Source organism: Mesorhizobium sp. WSM1497 (genome assembly GCF_001672455.2).
Lineage (GTDB): Bacteria > Pseudomonadota > Alphaproteobacteria > Rhizobiales > Rhizobiaceae > Mesorhizobium > Mesorhizobium ciceri.
Genome location: NZ_CP021070.1, coordinates 3,842,377 through 3,865,991, shown reverse-complemented (window position 1 = coordinate 3,865,991; position 23,615 = coordinate 3,842,377). Strand labels below are relative to the sequence as shown.

Annotated in this window: 21 protein-coding genes and 2 tRNA genes; 7 read left to right on the top strand and 16 right to left on the bottom strand. The window is 61.8% G+C overall.

Translation table 11 applies throughout. The annotated features are described in order from the left end of the window. Positions 1 to 222 precede the first annotated feature (222 nt). The 7 genes from A9K65_RS18770 to A9K65_RS18740 form a co-directional block, all read right to left on the bottom strand. Positions 223 to 1,443, bottom strand: a complete 1,221-nt coding sequence (locus A9K65_RS18770; RefSeq protein WP_063172327.1) for an OmpP1/FadL family transporter — start codon at positions 1,441 to 1,443, stop codon at positions 223 to 225. A 359-nt stretch (positions 1,444 to 1,802) separates the two neighbouring features. Then, positions 1,803 to 4,586: a valine--tRNA ligase gene (locus A9K65_RS18765; protein ID WP_064993665.1), complete on the bottom strand. Its 2,784-nt coding sequence runs from the start codon at positions 4,584 to 4,586 to the stop codon at positions 1,803 to 1,805. Between the two features lie 219 nt (positions 4,587 to 4,805). After that, positions 4,806 to 5,627 carry a PopZ family protein gene (locus A9K65_RS18760; protein WP_064993666.1) on the bottom strand — a complete coding sequence of 274 codons (822 nt, stop codon included), beginning with the start codon at positions 5,625 to 5,627 and terminating at the stop codon, positions 4,806 to 4,808. Positions 5,628 to 5,842: 215 nt separating this feature from the next. Further along, positions 5,843 to 7,234 carry a TolC family outer membrane protein gene (locus A9K65_RS18755; RefSeq protein ID WP_013531279.1) on the bottom strand — a complete coding sequence of 464 codons (1,392 nt, stop codon included), beginning with the start codon at positions 7,232 to 7,234 and terminating at the stop codon, positions 5,843 to 5,845. A 181-nt stretch (positions 7,235 to 7,415) separates the two neighbouring features. Beyond that, on the bottom strand, positions 7,416 to 8,084 hold the full coding sequence (locus A9K65_RS18750; RefSeq protein WP_024503837.1) for a protein-L-isoaspartate O-methyltransferase: 669 nt from the start codon (positions 8,082 to 8,084) through the stop codon (positions 7,416 to 7,418). Positions 8,085 to 8,174: 90 nt separating this feature from the next. Beyond that, positions 8,175 to 8,248: transfer RNA gene (locus A9K65_RS18745), tRNA-Cys, on the bottom strand. 288 nt (positions 8,249 to 8,536) lie between these two features. Further along, the gene (locus A9K65_RS18740) at positions 8,537 to 8,794 is read right to left on the bottom strand and encodes a hypothetical protein (RefSeq protein ID WP_024503836.1); all 258 of its coding nucleotides are present in this window, start codon (positions 8,792 to 8,794) and stop codon (positions 8,537 to 8,539) included. Positions 8,795 to 9,017: 223 nt separating this feature from the next. Here A9K65_RS18740 and A9K65_RS18735 point away from each other — a divergent pair. Together A9K65_RS18735 and A9K65_RS18730 are read left to right on the top strand one after the other, a co-directional pair. After that, positions 9,018 to 9,092 (top strand) — tRNA-Asn (locus A9K65_RS18735). Between the two features lie 414 nt (positions 9,093 to 9,506). Next, complete coding sequence (locus A9K65_RS18730) at positions 9,507 to 9,755, top strand: hypothetical protein (protein WP_064993667.1); 249 nt, start codon at positions 9,507 to 9,509, stop codon at positions 9,753 to 9,755. A gap of 504 nt (positions 9,756 to 10,259) precedes the next feature. Here A9K65_RS18730 and A9K65_RS18725 read toward each other — a convergent pair. The 4 genes from A9K65_RS18725 to A9K65_RS35660 form a co-directional block, all read right to left on the bottom strand. Next, on the bottom strand, positions 10,260 to 10,559 hold the full coding sequence (locus A9K65_RS18725; RefSeq protein WP_064993668.1) for a DUF982 domain-containing protein: 300 nt from the start codon (positions 10,557 to 10,559) through the stop codon (positions 10,260 to 10,262). A gap of 37 nt (positions 10,560 to 10,596) precedes the next feature. Next, the gene (locus A9K65_RS18720) at positions 10,597 to 11,052 is read right to left on the bottom strand and encodes a hypothetical protein (protein WP_064994029.1); all 456 of its coding nucleotides are present in this window, start codon (positions 11,050 to 11,052) and stop codon (positions 10,597 to 10,599) included. Between the two features lie 68 nt (positions 11,053 to 11,120). Beyond that, positions 11,121 to 11,609, bottom strand: a complete 489-nt coding sequence (locus A9K65_RS18715) for an Hsp20 family protein (RefSeq protein WP_064993669.1) — start codon at positions 11,607 to 11,609, stop codon at positions 11,121 to 11,123. 28 nt (positions 11,610 to 11,637) lie between these two features. Further along, positions 11,638 to 11,916: a hypothetical protein gene (locus A9K65_RS35660; RefSeq protein WP_164753782.1), complete on the bottom strand. Its 279-nt coding sequence runs from the start codon at positions 11,914 to 11,916 to the stop codon at positions 11,638 to 11,640. Here A9K65_RS35660 and A9K65_RS18710 point away from each other — a divergent pair. The 3 genes from A9K65_RS18710 to A9K65_RS18700 all read left to right on the top strand — a co-directional run bounded on the left by A9K65_RS18710 (position 11,834) and on the right by A9K65_RS18700 (position 13,615). Further along, entirely contained in the window at positions 11,834 to 12,265 is a 432-nt protein-coding gene (locus A9K65_RS18710; RefSeq protein WP_064993670.1) for a cupin domain-containing protein, read from the top strand. The two genes, A9K65_RS35660 and A9K65_RS18710, sit on opposite strands and share 83 nt — an antisense overlap. 85 nt (positions 12,266 to 12,350) lie before the next feature. Continuing rightward, a complete protein-coding gene (locus A9K65_RS18705) occupies positions 12,351 to 13,121 on the top strand; it encodes a copper homeostasis protein CutC (RefSeq protein ID WP_013531272.1) in 771 nt (256 codons plus the stop codon). After that, positions 13,118 to 13,615 (top strand): GNAT family N-acetyltransferase, encoded by a 498-nt coding sequence (locus A9K65_RS18700; protein ID WP_064993671.1) that lies wholly within the window; start codon positions 13,118 to 13,120, stop codon positions 13,613 to 13,615. The genes A9K65_RS18705 and A9K65_RS18700 overlap by 4 nt, the downstream gene beginning before the upstream one ends. 260 nt (positions 13,616 to 13,875) lie before the next feature. Here the strand turns inward: A9K65_RS18700 and A9K65_RS18695 are convergent, their stop codons facing one another. The 5 genes from A9K65_RS18695 to A9K65_RS18675 all read right to left on the bottom strand — a co-directional run bounded on the left by A9K65_RS18695 (position 13,876) and on the right by A9K65_RS18675 (position 20,802). Next, positions 13,876 to 15,255 carry an OFA family MFS transporter gene (locus A9K65_RS18695; RefSeq protein WP_064993672.1) on the bottom strand — a complete coding sequence of 460 codons (1,380 nt, stop codon included), beginning with the start codon at positions 15,253 to 15,255 and terminating at the stop codon, positions 13,876 to 13,878. Between the two features lie 247 nt (positions 15,256 to 15,502). Then, entirely contained in the window at positions 15,503 to 16,525 is a 1,023-nt protein-coding gene (locus tag A9K65_RS18690; RefSeq protein WP_013531268.1) for an acyltransferase, read from the bottom strand. A gap of 406 nt (positions 16,526 to 16,931) precedes the next feature. Beyond that, on the bottom strand, positions 16,932 to 17,729 hold the full coding sequence (locus tag A9K65_RS18685; RefSeq protein ID WP_063172334.1) for a xanthine dehydrogenase family protein subunit M: 798 nt from the start codon (positions 17,727 to 17,729) through the stop codon (positions 16,932 to 16,934). Between the two features lie 113 nt (positions 17,730 to 17,842). Then, on the bottom strand, positions 17,843 to 20,191 hold the full coding sequence (locus tag A9K65_RS18680) for a xanthine dehydrogenase family protein molybdopterin-binding subunit (protein WP_013531266.1): 2,349 nt from the start codon (positions 20,189 to 20,191) through the stop codon (positions 17,843 to 17,845). A 113-nt stretch (positions 20,192 to 20,304) separates the two neighbouring features. Continuing rightward, entirely contained in the window at positions 20,305 to 20,802 is a 498-nt protein-coding gene (locus tag A9K65_RS18675; protein WP_013531265.1) for a (2Fe-2S)-binding protein, read from the bottom strand. A 263-nt stretch (positions 20,803 to 21,065) separates the two neighbouring features. Between A9K65_RS18675 and A9K65_RS18670 the strand changes: the two genes are divergently transcribed. After that, complete coding sequence (locus A9K65_RS18670) at positions 21,066 to 22,250, top strand: FIST signal transduction protein (RefSeq protein WP_064993673.1); 1,185 nt, start codon at positions 21,066 to 21,068, stop codon at positions 22,248 to 22,250. 14 nt (positions 22,251 to 22,264) lie between these two features. Beyond that, entirely contained in the window at positions 22,265 to 23,605 is a 1,341-nt protein-coding gene (locus A9K65_RS18665) for a hybrid sensor histidine kinase/response regulator (protein ID WP_064993674.1), read from the top strand. Positions 23,606 to 23,615: the final 10 nt, after the last annotated feature.

The following is a 23,615-nucleotide window of genomic DNA, read 5'->3' as shown; positions in this document are numbered from 1 at the left end:
GATCGAGGTGCGCCGGGTTTATGGCGGGAAATAGGCAATTTCCTCAGCCCGGCTTCCAGCGCAGGGGTTGTTCAGAAAGTGTTGCCAAAACGCCACAATCGCAGGAGGGCGGCAACAGCGCGGCTTATGTGCACGCGGCCTATATGAATGGCGCACGGGCAAGAGCCGCCCAAATGAAAAAGGCCGGGTATTGCCCGGCCTTTTTGTAAAATTCTCAACAGGTTAGAACTTGATCTTGATACCGCCGGAAATTGCCGTGACCAGATCGTTGCCGAAGTCATAGCTGTCATCGGTGCCCGCGATGTAGCCGTTCTCGCCAGCCAACTCCCCTGAGTGGCCGCTGGTCAGCACACCGACCGCACCTGCCAGACGAACCTCGATATTCGGCGTGGGCGTATAGGCAACGCCACCACCCAGCGTCCAGGTATCGGTCTGTGCACCATAACCATGCGACGTGCCACGATCCCAGGAAAGCTGCCCGGCGGCACTCCACTGATCATTGAACTTGTGGCCGATACCGCCCGTGACAGTCCAGCCATCACGATACATCAAGTCGAGTGAAGTTAGTTGGCCCAGACCATTCGTTACGCAGAATGAGGAAGGTGTACCTTGGGCACAGATCGGAACGCTTTGCAGGACGCTCCAATTGACCCACTTGATCGAACCGAAAGCGAGCCAGCCGGGTGCGATGCCCGACTGCAGTTTCAATTCGAGTGAATCCGGCATTGACTCCTCCGCACCGTAAATCGGTACAGATACGATGCCGCCGATGTTCAGAGTACCGGAGATATTGTCGAGCTTCACTTGTGAATTGTAGACAAGGCTGGCGCGCAGCGCGATATCTGGAATTTCATAAGCGACGCCCGCACGCCAGCCCCAGCCATCTGCCTCCAGATCGACACGACCGACCATCGTGCCGAAGCCGATATCTGTGTAGTTCTCCTTGAAGCCATAGATCTTCTGGTAGAAAACGCCGCCTATGAACCGAAGCTGGCCCTTGCCGGCGTCCATCTTGTAGGAGCAGGTAGCCGCGTAGTTGTCGCTCTTGATATCGGTTTCGATATTCGAAAACGCACCGTTCCACGCATTTCCCGGCGCCGTATGTGCACCCCAGGGCTGCGAATAGTCGACCATGCAGTCGACGCCTTGAACAACTTGGACCTTAGCTCCAATGCGCGGAACCCAATAGCCTTCGGCTCCGTCGGCCGAGGTGCCCAAACCGAGATCGGCTCCGCCCGGACCGCGCGCATTCTTGTACTTGCGATCCGGCATCACATAGGTCGCTTCCGCTTCGGTCGCGAACGGAGCCGGATCGAACAACAGGTCGATATCGTAGCCAGCACGCTCCAGGCCGCCGGCATGTGCCGGATTCATCGCCGTCCCGATCAAAGCCAGGGAAAAGCAGCCCGCCCCCAGCAGCGCCTTCAGTCGCAGAATAGTCATGAAATGTCCTCCCCCGAATTCGAGTGCACCAAGCTAGAACCAATTCAGGTTAACGGTGCAACAACGAATTCGCGGGCGTACATGTACACACTGGCCAGCCGCATTTTCGAGGAAATGCAACCGGGTGCGGCAAGGCCGAAAAATGGTCTGTGAAGGCTGAGCGGCTCTCAAAAAACAGAGAGAACCATCCAAAAAGGCTCGAAAACAGGCCTTTTTTGGGCTCCAGGAGCCCCATTGTTACATTATGGCAACAATGGGGCTAAAACTTCCGTTTACGTCAATATTAACGCAACGGAATGCTGATTTTCGAGGCGGAAAACCAGCATTTTAGAGGGGTCTAAAGTCTCGCGAATCTATCCTCAACCGGCGTCGCGAACCCTGGCCAACGCGACCGACAGCTTGTCCTGTGCATCGCGGTATTCGGCGAGCTTTTCACGCTCGGCATCGACGATCTCGGCCGGCGCGCTGGCCACGAACCTCTCGTTCGACAGTTTCTTGTGCAGGCGTGCGATCTCCTCGGTCACCTTGGCCAGTTCCTTCTGCAACCGTGCAGCCTCGGCGGCGAGGTCGATCAGGCTGCCAAGCGGCAGGCAGATCGTCGCCTCGTTGAGCACGATCTGCGCCGAACCCTTGGGCGCGACATCGGCAAGCGAGATGTCGCCGACCCGCGCCAGCCGCTTGATCGCCGAATCCTCGCGAACGAGGCGCTCGCGTGTCACATCGTTGGCGCCGACCACGACGAGCGGTGCGATGGCTGCCGGCGGCACGTTCATCTCCGAACGCACGGAGCGGATGCCGGAGACGAGGTCGACCAGCCAATTGATGTCCGCGGCGGCCTCGGCGTCTTCGAAGTCCGGCGACGGCCACGCGGCATGGCACAGCAGCGAGGGGCGTTGCTTGCCTTCGCCAGCGGTCTGCGCCCACAGTTCCTCGGTCATGAACGGCATCATCGGATGCAGCAGCTTGTAGATCTCGTCGAGCACGAAGGCGACGCAGGCTCGGCTTTCGGCCTTGGCCGCCTCGTCGGTGCCCATGAACACCGGCTTCAACAGTTCCAGGTACCAGTCGCAGAACAGGTTCCAGACAAAGCGGTAGGCAGCGCCCGCCGCCTCGTTGAAGCGGTATGAGGTGATGCCGTCCGTGATCTCGCGCGCCGCCCGCGTCAGCTCGGTGAGGATCCAGCGGTTGACCGCCAGCTTGGCGTCGTTGAGCCAGAAATCGTCATTGCGCGCGACCTCGTTCATCTCGGCAAAACGCGTCGCGTTCCACAGCTTGGTGCCGAAATTGCGATAGCCGGCGATGCGCGCCGGATCGAGCTTCACGTCGCGGCCCTGCGCCGCCATCACCGTCAGCGTGAAGCGCAGCGCATCGGCGCCGTATTCGTCGATCAGGTCGAGCGGGTCGATGACGTTGCCTTTCGACTTCGACATCTTGGCGCCGTTCTTGTCGCGCACCAGCGCATGGACATAGACGGTGTGGAACGGCTCCTCGTCCGTGAAGTGCAGGCCCATCATCATCATGCGGGCGACCCAGAAGAAGATGATATCGAAGCCGGTCACCAGCACGTCGGTCTGGTAGCAGGTCTTCAGCTCGGGAGTCTCATCGGGCCAACCCAGCGTCGAGAACGGCCACAGCGCCGACGAGAACCAGGTGTCCAGCACGTCCTCGTCACGGGTCAGGATCTCGCCCGGCTTGAAGTTCTCCAGCTTGTCCTCGACCCAGGCCTTCCACGGTCCTTCCAGCGCCAGATAGAATTCGATCGCGGCGCTCAGCGCCTCTTCCTCGGTCTTCTCGACGAAGACGCGCCCGTCCGGCCCGTACCAGGCCGGAATCTGGTGGCCCCACCAGAGCTGGCGCGAGATGCACCAGGGCTGGATGTTCTCCATCCAGTCGAAATAGGTCTTTTCCCAGTTCTTCGGCACGAAGTTCGTGCGACCTTCGCGCACTGAAGCGATCGCCGGTTTGGCCAGCTCCGCCGCATTGGCATACCATTGCTCGGTCAGGAATGGCTCGATCGGCACGCCGCCGCGATCGCCATGCGGCACCGCGTGGCGATGCGGCTCGACCTTTTCGAGGAAGCCGCCCTCTTCCATCAGCTCGACGATCTTCTTACGCGCGACGAAGCGATCGAGGCCGTCGAGTTCGTCCCAGACCGCCTGGCGCTCCGGCGTCACCTCGAGACCGGCAAGGAAATCCTCATTGTCCCTGAGACTTACCGCCGCCTCCGTGGTCAGGATATTGATCGCCGGCAGCTTGTGGCGCTTGCCGACCTCGAAATCGTTGAAGTCGTGCGCCGGCGTGATCTTGACCGCGCCCGAACCTTTTTCCGGATCGGAATACTCATCCGCCACCACGGGAATCCTGCGGCCGACGATCGGCAGGACGATGTTCTTGCCGACAAGATGCCGGAAGCGCTCGTCGTCGGGATGCACCGCGACGGCCGTATCGCCCAGCATCGTCTCCGGGCGCGTCGTCGCCACCGTGATGAAGGTTTTCGGGTTTTCCGGGTCGAAGACCTTGCCTTCGACGGGGTAGCGGAAGTGCCAGAGATTGCCATTGACCTCCTGCTGCTCGACCTCGAGATCGGAGATCGCGGTGAGCAGCTTGGGGTCCCAGTTCACAAGACGCTTGTCCTTGTAGATCAGCCCTTCCTTGTAGAGCGTGACGAACACTTCGAGCACCGCCTTGGACAGGCCTTCGTCCATGGTGAAGCGTTCGCGTGACCAGTCGGCCGAGGCGCCGAGCCGCTTCAACTGGTTGAAGATGGCACCGCCGGATTCGGCCTTCCACTCCCACACTTTCTCGATGAACTGTTCGCGGGTCAGGTCGCGGCGATGGATCTGCTTTTCCATCAGCTGCCGCTCGACCACCATCTGCGTGGCAATGCCGGCATGGTCCATGCCCGGCTGCCACAAGACGTTCTTGCCGCGCATGCGCTCGAAGCGCACCAATATATCCTGCAGCGTGTTGTTGAGCGCGTGTCCCATATGCAGTGAGCCGGTGACGTTCGGCGGCGGGATGACGATGGTGAAGGCCTCCGCCCCCTCCTCGGCCCCGGCACCGGCGCGAAACGCGTCGGCCTCTTCCCAGACTTTGGCGATCTTCGGCTCGACGGTTTTGGCGTCGTAGGTCTTTTCAAGCATGGGAAAATGGTCCGCGCTGTCGGGAGTTTTGCTGGTCCGGTGTAAATCGGAAGGTTTTGGCCAAGTCAACCGCAAGGGCTGTCTCGGACCCTCACAACCAGATAGGCGCGGCCTCAGTCATTTCAACGCAAAGCGATCCGTCGTCCTGCCGACAACGACTTCACCAAAAGAAACGGCGCCACGAAGGCGCCGTTTCCTCTGGGCAATCGGCATGGGGAACTACTGCGCCCCGCGCGCCACGCGCTCGATCTCCTCGCGCACCAGCCTTTCGACCAGTGTCGGCAGATTGTTATCGAGCCAATCCTGCAGCATCGGCCGCAGCATCTCTTCGGCCACCTCGTCGAATGTCTTCTTGCTGCGGCTGGCAAACGCGTCGGAAAGCTCGCCAAAGGCAGCCGCGACCTGACGGCCGGTGTGCTCGGAAACGATCGCCGGACGCGGCGCGTCGCTGGCCGCCACCGGCCGCACCACGCTTGCATCCGGGCGAGACGGCTCGGTAGCCGGTTTCGCGGTCGGTTCATCCCCTGGAGCCTCCATCGACGGCTGGGCAGCCGTCTTGCGGGCTTCGCTCCGGTCTGGCACCGCCGCCCTCGCCTGCTCGCCAACCGCGGCGATCTCGCGACGCCAATCGGCGATGGAAGCGTCGGCGACAGGACGCGATATTGGCGCTTCAGCCGTGATTGGCTCCGCTGCAACGCGGGCGCTGACCTCGGCGAGTGTCATCGATGGCCTTGCCGGGCTGGGATCGGGGCGCACCGGCGTTTCCATGCGCGCCACCACCGGCTCGGCCGGCGGCAGCTGTGACTGGACTTCCGCCAGCGTGACAGGCTTCCTGCCCTCGGGGGCGGCATGCAGGTCGGCACGAAATGCTTCCACGTCGGGGGCTGCATAGGCGCTCGACGCGCGCTCCAGATCCTGGCTCAGCTCATCGGCGTCGCCCGGCTGCTTGCGGCCGCCGTCGCTGTCCTCGATGATCCGCCTGATGGAAGCCAGTATCTCTTCCATGGAAGGTTCGCGCTGTGCGCTGCTTGCCGTTGCCATCGTCACATCCGCCGCCCTTGTGACCCCTGTTGGGTTTTCCGCTCCGGCAGAGCCGGATCGAATCATGGCCACAGCGTAACCGACGGATCGCCGCACGAGAATCCCCAATCTGGGGACTTGTGGGATTTCAACAGATTAGCGCCATCTGAACCCGAGAGCCGCAGCGCGAAAGATCCTGCTCAAACCGGGAACACGGCCAGTTTAGGCCGAACGCCTCAGCGGCCGTCCGGCGTGCGCAGTCCGTACCACTTGTCCTTGACCGCGTTGTAGTGCTCTTCAGGCTTGTATTTCGCTACCTGCAAGCCAAGGCGGTCGACGGACAGACGGCCGGTCGCCTGCAGGATGGCGTAGCTCGCCACCACCACATCGTGTTCGTAACCGGCCTGGTTGATCTGGGCGGTGATGACCGTCGCCTGCGCATTGAGGACGTCGAGCGTGGTGCGCTGGCCGACATTGCGCTCTTCGATGACACCGTTCAGTGCCAGCTTCGCGGCTTCGATCACTTGCCTGTTGGCCGTCAGCTGCTGCTGCGCGGCGGTGTACTCGGTCCAGGCGGCGGTTACGGCCTGGCGCACCTGGTCGCGGCTGACGTCGACCTGGATGCGGGCCTGGCTGAGTGATTCCTTGTTCTGGCGCACGATCGCCGAGGTGCGGCCACCTGAATAGATCGGGATGGTCAGCGTTGCCCCGACACTGGCCGAATTGGTCGTGCCATCCTGCGAACCGACGCCTGGCAAAGGCGAGGTATTGCGATAGGCGCTCGAAACGCCGGCGGAAGCCGACAGCTGCGGCAACAGCGCGCCTTCGGCCGACTTCACCGAAAACGCGGCGGCGTCGACCAGATGCTGCGTGGCAAGGATGGCCGGATGCTCGTTCGAGGCCACCCCGACGGCGGCGGCGAGGCTCGACGGCAACAGCTTTGCCACCGGCGAAGCGCCCTTGAGCTTGCCCGGCTCGTCGCCGACGATCTGGCGATAGAGCGCCGCACTTGCCAGCGCCTGCGCCCGGGCAGCACTCAGCGATGCCACGGCGGCGGCGCGTGAGGCGTCGGCCTGGGCGACATCGGTGCGTGTGCCTTCACCAACTTCGAAACGCGAACGCGCCGCGCGCGCCGTCTCGGTCAGGAACTGCAGGTTCTGCTCGGTCAGCACAGCGACCTGCCGGTCGCGAATGACGTTCATATACGCTTGCGCCGCGCTGAACAGGATGCCCTCTTCAGTGTTGCGCAGGCTTTCGACCGAGGCCCGGACCTGCGCTTCGGCGGCAGCAACATTGTTCCTGGTCTGAAAGCCGTCGAACAGCGTCTGGTCGATCTGAACGCCAAAATTGCCGGTGGTCAGCCGCACGCTTGAATTGGTGCCGTTGAGATGGCTGCTCGAATAATCGATATCCGCCGAGCCGGTGACAACCGGGCGGTAGCCCGACTTGGCGATGGCGACACCCTCATCGGTGACGCGAACGCCGGCACGGGCCGAATTCAGTGAAGAATTGTACTGGTAGGCCTTTGCAAGCGCGCCGGAGATGGTTTCGGCTGAAGCGGCCAGTGGGGACAGCATGGTCGCCGAAACGAGGACGGCGGTGAAAAGTGACTTGCGTAAAGACGGCACGGTTAAACCCTCATTCGTTTTCCATGGGAACCGCGCCGCGCCTGCTTCTCTCATAGATCAGCCGGCGCCGCGTGTTCGTGTTCCCTGCTGCTCACCCCCAAAGTGCCCCCAGTTCGGCATCAGCAGCGATCGTTCAAATGCAAGCGACCATGACAAAGCCTCTGCTGCAAGGCCAAATCATTCAGAATTCGAAAGCACGAATGCGTTCAAACCCCGGTAGTGGCTTAATTGCCGCATTAAATGCACGTCTTCCGGTTACAACCCCCCCGGCCTTGAAAAAGAGACGGGCCACGCCGGAATTGCCCTGCCCTTCGACGGCGACGAGTCGGCCGCCTTCGGCAAGCTGGTCGAGCAACGGGGCCGGCACTTCCGCGACACTGCCACCGATAAAGATAACATCATAAGGCGCCTTGGCGGCATGCCCCTGCGGCAACGCGCCCTGGACGACGGTCACATTGCCGCAGCCAAGCGACGAAAGCGTCGATCTGGCGGTTTCCGCCAGCGCCGAATCGTTTTCGAGCGCCACTACGGACCCGGCCAGCCGCGACAGGATGGCCGAGGCGTAGCCCGTTCCGCAACCGACATCGAGCACCGAATCGGTCGGGTTGATCTCGGCCAGCTGGATAAGCTTGGCCAACGGCGACGCTTCCATCAGGTAGCGCGAACCGTCCGCGCCGGCTGCAATGCGGATGTCCTCGTCGATATAGGCGAGATCGCGCTGGGCGGCGCCGACAAACATCTCTCTTGGGACGACAAGCATTGCATCGAGCAGCGGCGCGCTGGTCACATCTGTGGTGCGGACCTGGCCGTCGACCATCTTGACGCGTAGTTCGGAGAAATCAGCGCTCATGTCCCAACCAGTCCGCTTGCCGCGCCAGAACCGCGGTCCATTGTGTCAGGAACTTCAGGCCCCTGCGCTGCCGCACGGGGGCCCGGGCATTGGAGGCCTCGCCCGGAATCGAACCGGGGTGCAAGGATTTGCAGTCCTCTGCGTAACCACTCCGCCACGAGGCCTCATTGCTCCCGGCGTTCCACCCGGTTCCAATAGGTTGCGGCGAAAATGCCGTCAAGCGGCCACCTTGCATTCCGAACGGTTTCCTCGCGTCACTCCGGACGGCGTCCGGCAAATCATCGGACCGCTTTATTAGCGGACAGTTAAGCATAGCCTGACGGGAGAAGAAACGCATCCTGTCGCCGCATGACAGGGCAAGGCTTGCCTCGGCCGCGGCTGTTCTCAAGCAGATCCGTGAGGCACTGGAAGACCAGGCCGCCCACTGAAACACCACCTTGCGCTATCGGCGGTCAATCGGGCCGGCGACGCCGTTCCCACCAGACGACAAAGCGACGCCGGTGACGGCGAACCATGGCGAATTCATAGGACAGCACCAGCAATCCGAGCGGAACCATCCAGAAGCCGAGGATCGGCAGGAAACCGAGGATGCCACCGATGGTCAGCAGGATGCCGATCGTGATTCTGAGCCCGCGCGAGCGCGGCATTTTGAACTCGCGCCCGAAAACGGAGATTTTGCGCGCCGGCATCTGGTTGTCTTGTGCTGTCATCGTCTCGAAAGATTGATCCGTTTGGTCGTTCGCAAGCATGCTCAAACCAAAGCCGCCGCCGCGCTTTCGGTTCCATATCCCTGCCAAGACGGCTAATATGAGGGCATCCTTCGACGATTGCGAGAAAGGCCTGCGCGAAAAAGCCTCGGAAAAATGTGAAAAGCTTCTTTGCAAAGCCGAAAAGGGCAGCTATAGGCTGCGCCACTCACATAAGAGCCTCCGTTCCCCGGTAGCTCAGTGGTAGAGCAACCGGCTGTTAACCGGTTGGTCGCTGGTTCGAATCCGGCCCGGGGAGCCAATTTCTTCAAAGCGTTGAGACGGTCAGGTCGCCCATAGGGGCTGATCTATGGCATGTCTGGAAAACCGCAGTCAGCAGGTTGATTCTCAATTTGACCTAGCGCCGCTATGCAGCGCGCTTCGATCACGGCGATCTCATCACCGCGATCTCATTCAGGATTTCATCTCTTGTCGCCGTTCGGGTTGGGTGCCGGTGCCTCTCGCACATCTCGTGGTGGCGGGTCGACATGTTCAAGCTCTGGCGGGGCTTCTTTGTCCCGACGTCGGACAGGTAGCTTCTCCGGTTCGGGCTTCGATGGTGGTTCTTTGATCTTGCTCGGCATAATCGAGTTAACCGCACTGCCGGTCCCTTGTTCCCGCAGCAAGCCGAAAACCTGAATGGGGGAACCGGGAGCGCCAAAAAGCGTTTTCTCGCATGCTCAAGAAGATCGCCCTTGCCGCCGTGCTGGTTCAGGTTGCCGCGGTTTCGGCTCTCATCACTCAGACGGTCCTCTTCGCGTCCACGGCCACACAGGCCGCCAACGCGCAGCCCGGCGACGTAGTCGCTGTCACTGCCGACAAGGAACCGGACAAGGCGGCGCAGCCTGCTGGTGCCGACCAATGCCCAACCCGGCTTGTGACGAGCAAGATTTTCACGAGCAACGTGATTACGCCGCAACGATAGTTCGCCATCGATGCCGGCCATCCGTCGATCCCCCCAATTTAAGTCAGGGCAGTGTGCTTGAAAGCGCAATGATTCCTGTTACTTGCGGCATGGGGCGAGTGCGTTTGGGTTGGGCAAGAATTGGGTATGACTTCATCGAATATGGAATGCCTGCGCTGTCATGGCAGCGGCAGGATTTTCGACTGCTCCAAATGGTATGCGTCAAACGGGCACTGCTGCCCGCAGGGAACCCATCGGGGTGGCTGCCCCGGAAAAACGGGGGCCTGCACGGAATGCGACGGCCTGGGGACAATGGCGGAGCCTCCGCTGAGGGCCGTGGCATAATCTGCGATAGTGTCGCATGCCGCTGATGGCGACGCGGACGCGCCCGCCAAAAAACCGTACTAACGGCGCGAACAACAACCGCCCGCCAAAGGTGAGCTGGCAGGGCAGCTCACCTTGTAGCGATGCGGAAACGACGACCATGCAGCCGGACCATCCTGATGGGGCCGCCCCTTATCAAGGCTAAGCGATTACCCCACCACGACCTGACCTTGTGCCGTCCATCCAAGGGAATTGGGCAAGCGGGTCCTGCAAGATTTTGACGGATCTTGCGAAGCCGGCGACGGCATCGCGCGCCACTGTCAGCGGAACCTGGCCGTCGTGAGCACGCTGGCAAGCTCGAAAGGCCGTTTCGAAAATCGGACCCCGCCGCTCCCTTGGCCACTCGTCAAAGAAGTCGAACGCATCGTCGAGGCACCCTATTTCTTGAATGAACTCGCCATTCTTGACAAGAACCGGTCGGTCGAACGTCCTGTCACTCATGTAAATTCCGCACGTGGGTTGTTGTTGGTTCGGGTCATCATGCGATTGCATGCTCCGGCTCGGCCAACATGCCGCCGCCTCCACGCCCGGGCGGCACCGTTGCAAAGGCCGGGATTGGCGGCGGATCATCATCGTCATCTCGCCAGGGGCGCCGCATCCAACCGAGCCGGCTCTTCTTGCGGCGCCGGTCGAAAGACAGGCTGACGGTTCCCAACCCCTTTGAAACACGCGGTTCCCGCCCGGTTTCGTCCAGAAGGCGGAGGGCGCGAAGTATGTCGCTGACTTCCACGATGGCGCCGTTGTCCAATTGCCGCAACGCGGGATTGTCAGGAACCGCATGAACGTCGGAAGCCCAGAAAGCGAGCAAAGCCCGCTTTGCACCGATCGTCATCGTCTCCTCGTTCAGCACATCATCCGGCGTCCGCAATCCAGCGGATTCCGCGGCAAGATTCTTCGGTTCAGGTTGGTGAAAACTGTAAGTTTCGGTTCTCATCTCCATTCTCCGCGATCTGTGCCTCCCGGCCGAACCGGGAGGCGGACCGTAGATTTAGCTTCCAGTGATCAGGCGACCTCGCGTTGAGGCTCCGCATCCGAGTCGATCAACTGCTTCCTGCCGGGTTGCTCGAGCGAAACCGCTTTGGCTTCGGACCCTATCTCAATGCGCCGAGGCTTGAGTTCCTCGGGCACTTCGCGGACCAGGTCCACTGACAGCAAGCCATTCTCGAGGTTGGCCGCCTTGACCTTTACGTGGTCGGCAAGTTTGAACACCTGCTTGAAGTTGCCCGTCGCCAAGCCGCGATGAAGGACCTCCCGATTTTCCTGGTCGGGTTTCCTTTGGCCGACGACAGACAATTCGGGGCCGTTCTGCATGAGTTCGACCTCATCGAGAGCGAAGCCGGCGATAGCCATCGTAATGCGATAGTCGTTCTCGCCGGTCTTCTCGATATTGTAGGGAGGCCAGTCGGAGCGTACGCTTTTTTCGAGCATATCGAAGAGACGGTCGAAGCCGACCGTTGTGCGGTAAAGAGGGGTATAATCAGAGCTTCTCATAGCCATATCCTCCGTGAAGCAACATGGATTACGAGGCTGTCGCAGCGTCGCTGCGACGCCAGTATGTCGAGCCGAAGCCTCGACGGAAAACGATCTGGTAATCGTGTTTTTTTCCTTCAAGAGGGGCGACAAAAATATTTTTGGCCGGCAGGCAGGTGCCCAAGGCGCTGCCTTGCGTGCTGGTGGCCACTGCGCGATGTTGACGCCAGGGGTGGATGCGAATCATGCGAAAAATTTTGATGTCAGGACTGCTGCTCGCGGCAGCCTTTTCCGCGAACCCGGCCCACGCGCTGGACAGCAGCGGCACGCCTGTCGTCGTGACCCCTCTTGCGTCGCGCACGACGACCGCGTCCGGCCAACCGATCACGCTGCCGCAGAAGAACGTGCAGGTGCTGGTCTCGACCTACGACATCGCGCCGGGCGCGACCTTGCCGGTCCACAGGCACCCTTTCCCACGCTATGCCTATGTCCAGGCCGGCACGCTGAAGGTCACCGATGTCGAGACCGGCGACAGCAACACCTACAAGGCCGGCGATTTCATCATCGAAATGATCGGCCAGTGGCATCAGGCCACCAATATCGGTGATATCGAGGTGAAGCTTCTGGTGATCGATCAGGTCGAGCAAGGCGCCAAGAACACGGAATTGTGCCAATAACCGCGAAGTCCGTGCCCGGCGCGAAAGTCTGTTCGCGCTTTCGCAGCAACCGGCGCGGTGGTAGGGCTGGCCGGGAAATCATGGAATGGATCGCCCCTTGACCAAAGCTCTCCGCCTGCCGCTGATCGAAATCTGTGTCGAAGGCATTGACGGCCTTCTCGCGGCGCAAGCCGCCGGCGCCGACCGGGTCGAACTGTGCGCCAGCCTCGTCGAAGGCGGGATTACGCCAAGCCTCGGCACGATCCGCGCCGCCATCGAGCAGGCAAACGTGCCGTTTCACGTCATGGTGCGGCCGCGCGGCGGCGATTTTCTCTACAGTGAGACCGAATATGCCTCGATGCTGGCAGATGTCTCGGCACTGCGCGAACTCGGCGTGCCCGGCGTGGTGTTTGGCTGCCTGAACGCCGATGGCACCATGGACGAGGCGCGCATGAGCGAACTGACGCAGGCCGCCGGCCCCTTGAACGTCACCTGCCATCGCGCCTTCGACATGACGCGCGAGCCGGCCGAGGCGCTCGAATCGCTGATCCGCAGCAAGGTCGGCCGCGTGCTGACCAGCGGCCAGCGTGACACTGCCATCGAAGGCTTGCCGCTGTTGGCGGATCTGGTGCGGCAGGCCGGCGACCGCATCGTCATCCTCGGCTGCGGCGGACTGGATTTGCACAACATTGCCGAAGTGCGCAGCAAAACCGGCCTGTCCGAAATGCATTTTGCCGCCCTCAAGGATGTGCCGAGTGCCATGGACTACCGCAATCCCCATGTCGGCATGGGTGGCTCCGATCTCGATCGCGAGTATCGCAACACGCTGACCGACACACCGCTGGTAGCGGCAACGATCGCGGCAGCCAAGGCATGACCTCGACCCCTGCCCCGATAGCCCGTGTATCGGGGCAAGACGAAGCGGCGATCCTGGCGCTCAACAACGAGCATGCCGCGGAACTGTCGTGGCTGGAGGCTGAGCGGCTGTCCTTCCTGCTTGGCGAAGCATTTTACACCAGGCGCATCGGCGATCTCGAAGCCTTCATCATGACCTTCGACCAGGACGCCCGCTACGACAGCCCGAATTTCCTGTGGTTCCGCGAACGCTACGAGCGCTTCGTCTATGTCGACCGGGTCGTCGTGGCGGCGCACGCACGCGGCCGCGGCCACGCCCGCCGGCTCTATCAGGACCTGTTCGGCCATGTTGAGCGCGCCGGCCACACGCTGGTCACCTGCGAAGTCAACACCGCCCCGCCGAACCCCGCCTCGGATGCCTTTCACGTCGCGCTCGGCTTCGTCGAGGCCGGCGACGCCGTCATCCATGGCGGCAAGAAAGCGGTGCGCTATTACGTCAGGCAGATCAGCGCCTGACAGACCAGGCAGATCCGCGCACGAAGACGAGGACTACTGGAACAGGGCTGTCGCACTCACCAGCGTCATCCAGAACCCCCAGACCAACGGGATGCCGACCAGCAGCCAGGCCAGCGTGAGTTTGATCGAATTCTCGTTGTCTTGCGCCATGGTCGGTCTCCTCAGAGCTGATCCCGAAAAGTGGACTCCGGTTTTCGGAAAAGATCATGCTCAAACAATAAGATAGAGCCCATCCCGATTCTATCGGGATGGAACTGACTCTAAGCCACCGCTGGTTCGGTCTTCATGTGGAAGCGCGCATTGACGGGCCGCATCATCAGGTTGAGCAGGAGGCCGACAACCAGCAGGCCGGCCATGATGTACATGGTGACCGTGTAGGCGTCGGCCCTCGCAACGCCGCTGTCGATCTGGTACTGCCGGATATAATTCACCAGCACCGGGCCAAGCACGCCCGCCACCGACCACGCGGTCAGCAATCGGCCATGGATGGCGCCGACGTAACGCACGCCGAAGACGTCGCGCAGGTAAGCGGGAATGGTGGCGAAGCCGCCGCCATACATGCTGAGGATGATCCCGTAGAACAGCACGAACAGGAAAACGCTGCCGGTCTGGCCGGTCCACGGCACCGCCGCATAGAGGACGACGCCCAGCGCGAAGAAGATGGCATAAGTTGTCTTGCGGCCGATATAATCGCTGGTCGAGGCCCAGAAGAAGCGGCCGAGCATGTTGAAGATCGACAGCAGGCCGACGAAGCCGGCGGCAGCGGCAGGCGTGATGCGTCCCGGAAACATCTCCTGGCTCATCGCCGAGGCCTGGCCGAGCACGCCGATCCCTGCCGTCACATTAAGGCACAGCACGCCCCACAGCAGCCAGAACTGCGGCGTCTTCAACGCATCGTCGAGATGGACATTGGACGTCGTCACCATCGCATTCTGTGCCGCCGGCGGCGTCCATCCGGCAGGCCTCCAGCCCTCCGGCGGCACCCTGACGATAACGGCGCCGATCAGCATGAAGACGAAATAGACGATGCCCAGCACCAGGAAGGTTTCGGCGACGCCGATGTGCTCAGGCGTCGAAAACAGCTTCATCAGATAAACCGACAGCGGCGAGGCGATGAAGGCGCCGCCGCCGAAGCCCATGATCGCCATGCCGGTTGCCATGCCCGGCCGGTCCGGAAACCAGGTGATCAGCGTCTTGACCGGCGAGATATAGCCGAGGCCGAGACCGATGCCGCCCAGCACGCCGTAGCCGAGATAGATGATCCACAACTGGTGCAGATAGACCCCGAGCGCCGAGACAATGAAGCCGCCGCCGAAACAGCAGGCAGAAGCGACCATGGCTTTGCGCGGACCGACGCGATCCAGCCAGCCACCGCCGAACGCCGCCGCAATGCCCAGGAACAGGATCGCGATCGAGAAAATCCAGCCGAGGCCGGTCAATTTCCAGTCGTCGGGCGCCGAGTCGGTGATGCCGATCAGCTTAGACATCGGCAAGTTGAAAACGCTGAACGCATAGGCCTGGCCGATGCAAAGGTGGATGCAGAGCGCCGCCGGCGGCACCATCCACCTGCTGAAGCCAGGCTCGGCGACGGTGCGTGAGCGGTCGAGCCAGCCGCCCGCCCTTTCCCCGGTCGTATCCATTCCATCCTCCCAGATGCGTCTTCGAACCATCTTCTCAGATGTGTCCTGCGAACAAACTAGGCGGGTAAGCCGGCGAGGCAATAAGGAATGCCTGCCATACGACCAATGTCTAATGAGACTGGCCCAGATCGGAAAGCAGGTCATTGCCTTCCCGAAAGTTAGATTAGAAACAATTAATTGACTGTCTTCTTATGAAGCGCGATCCCTCCACCTGCACTCACGATCATCTGGCCGGGCACGACGGCATTCACCAGTTGCGGTTGAGCCATTCGCGCGCCGGGCGCTCTATGAGGTAGTAGCTGCAGGCCGCGCAAGCGAAGACCGCGGCCAGCATCGGTATCGGCGCGCTGCCTTGCTCATAGACGAATTTGTAGAACGGCTGCTGCCATAAATAGAGCGAGTACGACCACAGCCCCAGCGTCGCCATCGGCCAGGACGACAGCAATCCGGAAAAATACCGTGGGCTGAAATCGAGTGCGTTGACGGCCAGAGCCAGCAGCGGCACCGCGAAGAGATAGTGCATCGGCGTCGGCACCCGATCCAGGAACAGGACAACGGCACAGACCGTCGCCACCAGGGCCACATGCTTGCCTCTCAAAAACGCCGGCAGCCTGCCGTCGGCCTTGAGCAGGCAGATCGAAGCCGACAGCAGGATCGACGCGATGTGCACATCCGTGCGCCAATAAGTGGTTTCGTAGTCCATCCCCAAGACCCAGTACGAAACCGCGCCATTGGCCATGGCCAGCAAGGCCAGCGCCAGGAGCAGCACGACCACGCGAGAGCGACTTGAGACGATGACGCTGATCAGCGCCAGGATGATGTAGGCATGCTCCTCGATGCAGAGCGACCAGATATGGTCGAGCGCCCCTGCCCGAGCCACGAGAATGCCGGCATAATTGTAGGTGAATGTCAGCGCCGTCAGCGCGGCCTTCCATTTGAAGGCGAGGAACGTGCCGGAGAGCGCGATCATCGCGACGACTACGAAGACCAGAAGAGCCGGATAGATGCGGGAGAAGCGGCGTTTGAAGAATTTTTTCAGCGGGTAGCGTTCGATGAACAGGATCTCGCCCATCAGCCGGCCGCTGAGCACGAAGAAGAATTCGACGCCCAGCACGCCAAGATTGATTCCCGGAACCGGAAAGAAATGGCCGATCAGAACCAGCGCGATCGAAAGCCCGCGCCAGCCGTCGAGATAGGCCAGTCTTGTTCTGGTTGATCTGTCGGCGGCGGATCGGGACGGAACGACATGCGTCGCGGAAATGTCGGTCATGCCGATCCTCTCGCAATAGGCATGCGAAGGGTACGACGGTACAATTCGAACCCAGCTCGCATTCCCGCCCTAGTTCATATTGCAGTGCAATATGGATTTGTGCAAGTGCGAGATTGCTGCCGGATCAGGTCCGGCCTCCGGTTCGGCGGGGATTTGCTTCAAGCAGTGCGGCAGCGATTCCATCAGCAACTGAACGGATGCAGGCCGCCGCACGAGAAAAGGGGCCACGGAGGCCCCTTTCCTTGTCTGCGACTGATCGTATTAGAAACTGTTTCGAAACTCGCCCTGGCGAGTCATATGGTGGTGGTTTCGAGAACCGGAGCGGAGCGTACTTTTGGTACGTGAGCACCGGAAGCACAGAAAACGCCATCAGATGGCCGCCGGAGTAGAGTTTCCAAACAGTTTCTCAGGCGTTGGCTGCCGCAACCGCGCGCTTGGCCATCACCGCGATCAGATTGGCGCGATAATCGGCCGAGGCATGGATGTCGGTCATCAGATTCTTCGCCGGCACTTTCACACCTTCCAGTGCCGAGGCCGCGAAATTCTTGGCCAATGCTGCCTCGATCTCCTTCGAGCGGAAGACGCCGTCATCGCCGGCTCCAGTGACGGCGACGCTGACGCCATCCTTGCCCTTGGCAACGAACACGCCGACGATGGCGTAGCGCGATGCCGGATTGCGGAACTTTTCATAGGCCGCCTTGGCCGGCGCGGTGAAGGTGACCGCGGTGACGATCTCGCCTTCCTTCAACGAGGTCTCGAACAGACCCTTGAAGAATTTGTCGGCAGCGATCTCGCGCTTGTTGGTGATAATGGTGGCGCCCAGCGCCAGCAGCGCCGCCGGATAATCGGCCGCCGGGTCGTTGTTGGCGATCGAGCCGCCGATCGTCCCCTTGTGGCGCACCGCCGGATCGCCGATCAGTGACGCCAGATGGGCAAGCGCCGGACAGGCCTTCTTCAGCTTCTCGTCATTGGCAACGGCGTGATGCGTGGTCGCGGCGCCGATGGTGACGGTCTTGCCCGACACCTTGACGCCCTGCAGCTCCGCGATCCGCGACAGGTCGACAAGGTCTGACGGCGCGGCAAGCCGCGTCTTCATCGCCGGGATCAGCGTCATACCGCCCGAAAGCAGCTTGGCGTCGCCTGTCTTGACCAGCTTGGCAGCATCGGCGACCGAGGCGGCGCGGTGATAGTTGACTGCGTACATGGAATTCTCCCTTGGGTGAATGGGCGAATAGGGAGTAGCGAATAGCGAATAGGATCTATCCAGTCGCACCGCCTTCTCTTCCCTATTCGCTACTCCCTATTCGCTATTCGCTTTCAGTGTTTCGTCGCGCGGATCGCGGCCCAGACGGTGGACGGCGAAGCCGGCATGGCAAGATCGTTGCTGCCGATGGCGTCGGTGAGGGCGTTGATCACCGCCGGCGGCGAGCCGATGGCGCCGGCCTCGCCGCAGCCCTTGATCCCCAACGGATTGCCCGGGCATGGCGTGTTCGAGGTCGAGACCTTGAACGACGGCAGATCGCCGGCGCGCGGCATGGTGTAGTCCATGTAGCTCGCGGTCAAAAGCTGGCCGCTATTGTCATAATGGGCGCCTTCGAGCAGCGCCTGGCCGATGCCTTGCGCCAGCCCACCATGCACCTGGCCCTCGACGATCATCGGGTTGATGATGTTGCCGAAATCATCGGCAGCGACGAACTGGACGATCTCGGTGACGCCGGTTTCCGGGTCGACCTCGACCTCGCAGATATAGCAGCCCGCCGGGAAGGTGAAATTCGACGGATCGTAGAACGCCGTCTCCTTCAGCCCGGGCTCCATGCCGCCCGGCAGGTTGTGGGCAGTGTAGGCGGCCAGCGCCATCTGGAACCACGGCACGTTCTTGTCGGTGCCGGCGACCTTCAGCGCGCCATTCTCGATGACGATATCGCCTTCGTCGGCTTCGAGCAGGTGTGCCGCGATCTTCTTGGCCTTGGCCTCGACCTTGTCGAGGGCCTTGACGATGGCCGACATGCCGACTGCACCCGAGCGCGAGCCATAGGTGCCCATGCCCATCTGCACCTTGTCGGTGTCGCCATGCACGATCGAGACCGAATCGAGCGGCACGCCGAAGCGCTCGTTGACCAGTTGCGCGAAGGTCGTCTCATGGCCCTGGCCGTGGCTGTGCGAGCCAGTCAGCACCTCGATCGTGCCGACCGCGTTGACGCGCACTTCCGCCGATTCCCAAAGGCCGACACCGGCGCCGAGCGAGCCGACGGCAGCAGACGGCGCGATGCCGCAGGCTTCGATGTAGCAGCTCATGCCAATGCCGCGCAGCAGCCCCTTCTTGGCGGCGGCGGCCTTGCGCTTGGCAAAGCCGGCATAATCCGACGCCTTCATTGCCGCATCGAGCGAAGCGGCATAATCGCCGGCATCATAGCACATGATGACCGGCGTCTGATGCGGAAACGCTGTGACGAAGTTCTTGCGCCGCAGCTCGGCCGGCGAGACGCCGAACTGGCGGGCCGCCGTCTCCATCATGCGCTCCATGACGAAGGTCGCTTCCGGCCGCCCTGCCCCGCGATACGCATCGACGGGCGCGGTGTTGGTATAGATCGCCTTCACATTGGCGTGGATGGCCGGGATATTGTACTGGCCCGACAGCAGCGTCGCATAGAGGTAGGTAGGCGTCGCCGACGAAAACAGCGACATATAGGCGCCAAGATTGGCCTGGGTTTCGACCTTCAGGCCGAGGATCCTGTGGTCCTTGTCGAAGGCCATTTCAGCATGGGTGTGATGGTCGCGGCCATGCGCGTCGGTCAGAAAACTCTCGGTCCGGTCAGCCACCCATTTGACCGGCACGCCGGTCTTCTTCGACGCCCACAGGCAGACGATCTCTTCGGGATAGATGTAGATCTTCGAGCCGAAACCGCCGCCGACATCGGGCGCGATCACGCGCAGCTTGTTTTCCGGCGCGACATTGTAGAAGGCGCTCATCACCAGCCGCGCCACATGCGGGTTCTGCGAGGTCGTCCAGCAGGTGTAGTGATCCTCGGCCTTGTCGTAATGGCCAAGTGCGGCGCGCGGCTCCATGGCGTTAGGCACCAGCCGGTTGTTGATGATGTCCATCTTGACGACATGGGCTGCCTTCCCGAATGCCGCTTCCGTGTCGTCGGCATTGCCGATGTCCCAGTCGAAGATCAGATTGTTGTCCGCTTCGGGGTGGATCTGCGGCGCACCCTTGTCCATCGCCTTGGAGGCGTCGACGACGGCCTTCAACTCCTTGTAGGTGATCTCGACCGCCTCGGCGGCGTCACGCGCTTGCCCCTTGGTCTCGGCGACGACAATGACGACGGCGTCACCGACATAACGGACCCGGTCGAAGGCGAGTGGCGACCATGCCCCCATCTTCATCGGCGAGCCGTCCTTGGAGTGGATCATCCAGCCGCAGATGAGATTGCCGATGCCATCGGCCTTGAGTTCCTTGCCGGTCAGCACGCCGATGACGCCGGGCATGCCTTGAGCCTTCTTCACATCGATCTTCTTGATCTGCGCATGCGCGTGCGGACTGCGCACGAAGGCGGCGTGCTTCATGCCGGGAACCACCATGTCGTCGACATAGCGGCCGGCGCCCGTGATGAATCGTTTGTCTTCCTTGCGCGCGACCCGAGCGCCAACACCTTCAATGCCCATCAGAAATTCCTCCCGAGATTGTAGGGGAGTAGGTGAGTAGGGCAGTACGGCAGTAGGGAAAAATTGGCTCCGATTCCCTACTGCCCTACTGCCTTATTGCCCTACTGCCTCGTTCAAGCCGCTTGTTTCGCCTTACCCTTCGACCCCTTCATCGTCGTCGATGCGGCGAGGATCGCCTTGACGATGTTGTGGTAGCCGGTGCAGCGGCAGATGTTGCCGTCGAGCTCGGCACGCACCGTCGCCTCGTCGAGCCCTTCGGGGTGGCGGCCGATCATGTCGGTCGCCGTCATGATCATGCCCGGCGTGCAGAAGCCGCACTGCAGCCCGTGATGTTCCTTGAAGGCGGCCTGCACCGGATGCAGGTCTGCGCCATTTGCCAGGCCCTCGATCGTCAACACGGTCGAGCCGGAGGCCTGCACCGCGAGCATCGTACAGGATTTGACCGCCTTGCCGTCGACGTGGACGACGCAGGCACCGCATTGCGAGGTGTCGCAACCGACATGCGTGCCGGTAAGGCCGAGATTTTCCCGCAGGAAGTGAACCAGAAGTGTTCGGTCCTCGGCAGCACCGCTGACCCGCTTTCCGTTCACCATCAACGAAACGTCCGACATGGTCCCTCCCTGGGTATCAGCCTTGGTCATCACGTTGCCAACGCGGCGTTGGCGCATCGGCCATGCGTTATTGGTACACCGCACATCGGACAAAAAACAGCACGTCGCAAACGCGGCACATTGTACTTTCGGTCATGGCCGCCCCCAAACATGCGGTGCCGGTGGCCCCATTGCCAAACCGCCGATTGAAGGCAACAATGTCGGTCGACGCCCGCGCGCCAGAAGCATTTAAAACAGCCGCGCACAAAAAAGCGTCGGAGGAAATGCGGAGAACATCGCTGGCCAATTCACAGACGCGCTATGCATGCGGCCTGTCGGCGCTCACCACGGACGAGCCCGACATGGAGGCGTTCGCCAAGGCGATCGCACTGGAAGCAGCCGCCATCGACGCGGGCTTTGCCCTGCTGTTCTTTTCCCAGAGCCTGGTCGAAGCCAGCGCCCTTTCCCAGGCGCTCATGACCCACGCGCCGGCGCTCCACCACGCCGGCTGCTCGACTGCCGGCGAGATCACGCCGCAAGGTCTCGAGGATGGTCATGTGCTGGCCATGCTGCTTCCGTCCCCCGCGTTTACCGCCGTCAGCGTGATGGTCGAAAATCTGTCCTCGTCGGGTATGGACAGGATCACCGGCGAGGTCGAGACCCTGCGGCGATCGCTGCGCGCGCGCCTCGGTTGCGATCGGACCAAAGGCACTTTCGCGCTCTGCTTCATCGACGGGCTCTCCTATGCCGAAGAAGCGGTGAGTTCAGCCATCCACTGGGGTCTCGATGACATTCCGCTGCTTGGCGGCTCCGCCGGCGACGATCTGAAATTCGAGACGACGCGCCTGATCTCGAACGGCAAGGTCACCTCCGACAGCGCCATCATCGTGCTGATATCGACCGAAATTCCCTTCCATGTCTTCAAGACCGACAATTTCGTTCCCACCGATGAGAAACTGGTGGTGACGGCTTCCGATCCAGATCACCGCATCGTGCGCGAGTTCAACGGTACCAATGCGGCGCAGGAATATGCCGCGTCCGTCGGTATCGTCGCGCAGATGCTGACGCCACTGAGCTTCGCCTCGCATCCCGTGGTGGTGAAGGTGGGCGGACAATATTATTGCCGGTCGATCCAGAAGATGCATGCCGACGGCTCGCTGTCGTTCTTCTGCGCCATAGACGATGGCGTCGTGCTGTCGATCGCTCAGCCCAAGGACATGGTCGAATCGACGCGCGCCGCCCTGCGCGACGTCGAGGAGAGGCTTGGCGGTATCGACATGATCCTCGGCTTCGACTGCGTGCTGCGCCGGCTGGACGCACGCAATCGGCAGGTGTTTCGCGAGATCTCGGAACTCTACCGGGTCAACAATGTCATCGGCTTCGGCACCTATGGCGAACAGTACCGGTCGATGCATCTGAACCAGACTTTCACCGGCATCGCCTTCGGCGAGCGCCAGGCGGCGGAATAGGACGGCGCAACGAGATGCCGCTGAGGGACATAAACGATCTTGAAAAGCTGAAGAAGATCAACGCGGCACTGGTCAGCCGCGTCGAGCGCTCGATGGACCAGCAAGGCAACGCCTTTTCGCTGTTCCAGACCACGATCTCGCTGGAAAACCGGGTGCGTACACGTACCGAGGAACTTCACTCGACCTTGCGGCGGCTGGAGCAGTCGAACATTGACCTCAGTGCCGCCAAGGAAAACGCCGAACTGGCGAACCTGTCAAAAACCCGTTTCCTCGCCGCTGCCAGTCACGACGTGCTGCAGCCGCTGAATGCCGCCCACCTTTCGGTTTCGGCGCTCGCCGAAGTTCAGACCAGCGACGAGGGCAAGAAACTGGTGCGGCAGGTCGAGCGCTCGCTGGAGACGATGGAGGACCTGCTGCGAACCCTGCTCGACATCTCCAAGCTCGATGCCGGCGTGGTGCAGCCCGACATAAGCGACGTCAGCCTGGAGGCGCTGTTCTCGTCGCTCCGCTCGGATTTCCTGCCGGTGGCGGAGATGAAAGGCCTGTCGCTGAAATTCCGGCCGGTCCATGCCGTGGTCCGCTCCGACCGCACGCTGCTGCGCCGTATCCTGCAGAACATTCTCTCCAACGCGCTGGGCTATACACGCTCGGGCGGCGTGCTTGTCGGCACCAGGCATCGCGGCGACACCATCCGCATCGACGTCGCCGACACGGGCTGCGGCATTCCCGACGACCAGCGCGAGGCGGTGTTCGAGGAGTTCCACCGCGGCACCTCGCCGGCCAATGCCGAACTGGACGGTGGCGGTCTCGGGCTCGGGCTCGCCATCGTGCGCCGCATGGCCAGCGCGCTCGGTCATCCCGTGACATTCTCGTCGAAGGTCGGACGCGGCACGATCTTCCACATCGATGTACCCGTCGGCATCGGTGCGCCAGCCGATGCCATCGCCAGCGTTGCCGATATGGAACGGCCGCGCGGCTATGGCCTGTTCGGCACCAAGGTGCTGCTGGTCGAGAACGATATCGAAGTGCTGCAGGCCATGACCTTCCTCCTCGAACGCTGGCAATGCCTGGTGCGGGCCGCGACCTCGACCGACGATGCGCTCGACATGCTTGGCGACACCGACTGGGTGCCCGACATCGTCATTGCCGACCAGCATCTCGACGGCGGCGATCTCGGTACCACGACCATCGCCGAGGTCCGCGACTATCTCGGCCGCGCCGTGCCGGCCCTGATCGTCACCGCCGACAGTTCGGAAGCCGTCGCCAAGGCAGCCCGCGCTGGTGGCATCGAACTGATGCGCAAGCCGCTGAAGCCGGCCCAACTAAGGGCGCTGCTGGCGCATTTGCTGGCTTAGCTTCATACCC

What these genes read in the sequence shown, in the direction of transcription:
- A9K65_RS18770 (WP_063172327.1), bottom strand. Translation starts at nt 1,443, where the DNA reads ATGACTATTCTGCGACTGAAGGCGCTGCTGGGGGCGGGCTGCTTTTCC.
- A9K65_RS18765 (WP_064993665.1), bottom strand. Translation starts at nt 4,586, where the DNA reads ATGCTTGAAAAGACCTACGACGCCAAAACCGTCGAGCCGAAGATCGCC.
- A9K65_RS18760 (WP_064993666.1), bottom strand. Translation starts at nt 5,627, where the DNA reads ATGGCAACGGCAAGCAGCGCACAGCGCGAACCTTCCATGGAAGAGATA.
- A9K65_RS18750 (WP_024503837.1), bottom strand. Translation starts at nt 8,084, where the DNA reads ATGAGCGCTGATTTCTCCGAACTACGCGTCAAGATGGTCGACGGCCAG.
- A9K65_RS18740 (WP_024503836.1), bottom strand. Translation starts at nt 8,794, where the DNA reads ATGACAGCACAAGACAACCAGATGCCGGCGCGCAAAATCTCCGTTTTC.
- A9K65_RS18730 (WP_064993667.1), top strand. Translation starts at nt 9,507, where the DNA reads ATGCTCAAGAAGATCGCCCTTGCCGCCGTGCTGGTTCAGGTTGCCGCG.
- A9K65_RS18725 (WP_064993668.1), bottom strand. Translation starts at nt 10,559, where the DNA reads ATGAGTGACAGGACGTTCGACCGACCGGTTCTTGTCAAGAATGGCGAG.
- A9K65_RS18720 (WP_064994029.1), bottom strand. Translation starts at nt 11,052, where the DNA reads ATGAGAACCGAAACTTACAGTTTTCACCAACCTGAACCGAAGAATCTT.
- A9K65_RS18715 (WP_064993669.1), bottom strand. Translation starts at nt 11,609, where the DNA reads ATGAGAAGCTCTGATTATACCCCTCTTTACCGCACAACGGTCGGCTTC.
- A9K65_RS18710 (WP_064993670.1), top strand. Translation starts at nt 11,834, where the DNA reads ATGCGAAAAATTTTGATGTCAGGACTGCTGCTCGCGGCAGCCTTTTCC.
- A9K65_RS18705 (WP_013531272.1), top strand. Translation starts at nt 12,351, where the DNA reads ATGGATCGCCCCTTGACCAAAGCTCTCCGCCTGCCGCTGATCGAAATC.
- A9K65_RS18700 (WP_064993671.1), top strand. Translation starts at nt 13,118, where the DNA reads ATGACCTCGACCCCTGCCCCGATAGCCCGTGTATCGGGGCAAGACGAA.
- A9K65_RS18695 (WP_064993672.1), bottom strand. Translation starts at nt 15,255, where the DNA reads ATGGATACGACCGGGGAAAGGGCGGGCGGCTGGCTCGACCGCTCACGC.
- A9K65_RS18690 (WP_013531268.1), bottom strand. Translation starts at nt 16,525, where the DNA reads ATGACCGACATTTCCGCGACGCATGTCGTTCCGTCCCGATCCGCCGCC.
- A9K65_RS18685 (WP_063172334.1), bottom strand. Translation starts at nt 17,729, where the DNA reads ATGTACGCAGTCAACTATCACCGCGCCGCCTCGGTCGCCGATGCTGCC.
- A9K65_RS18680 (WP_013531266.1), bottom strand. Translation starts at nt 20,191, where the DNA reads ATGGGCATTGAAGGTGTTGGCGCTCGGGTCGCGCGCAAGGAAGACAAA.
- A9K65_RS18675 (WP_013531265.1), bottom strand. Translation starts at nt 20,802, where the DNA reads ATGTCGGACGTTTCGTTGATGGTGAACGGAAAGCGGGTCAGCGGTGCT.
- A9K65_RS18670 (WP_064993673.1), top strand. Translation starts at nt 21,066, where the DNA reads ATGCGGAGAACATCGCTGGCCAATTCACAGACGCGCTATGCATGCGGC.
- A9K65_RS18665 (WP_064993674.1), top strand. Translation starts at nt 22,265, where the DNA reads ATGCCGCTGAGGGACATAAACGATCTTGAAAAGCTGAAGAAGATCAAC.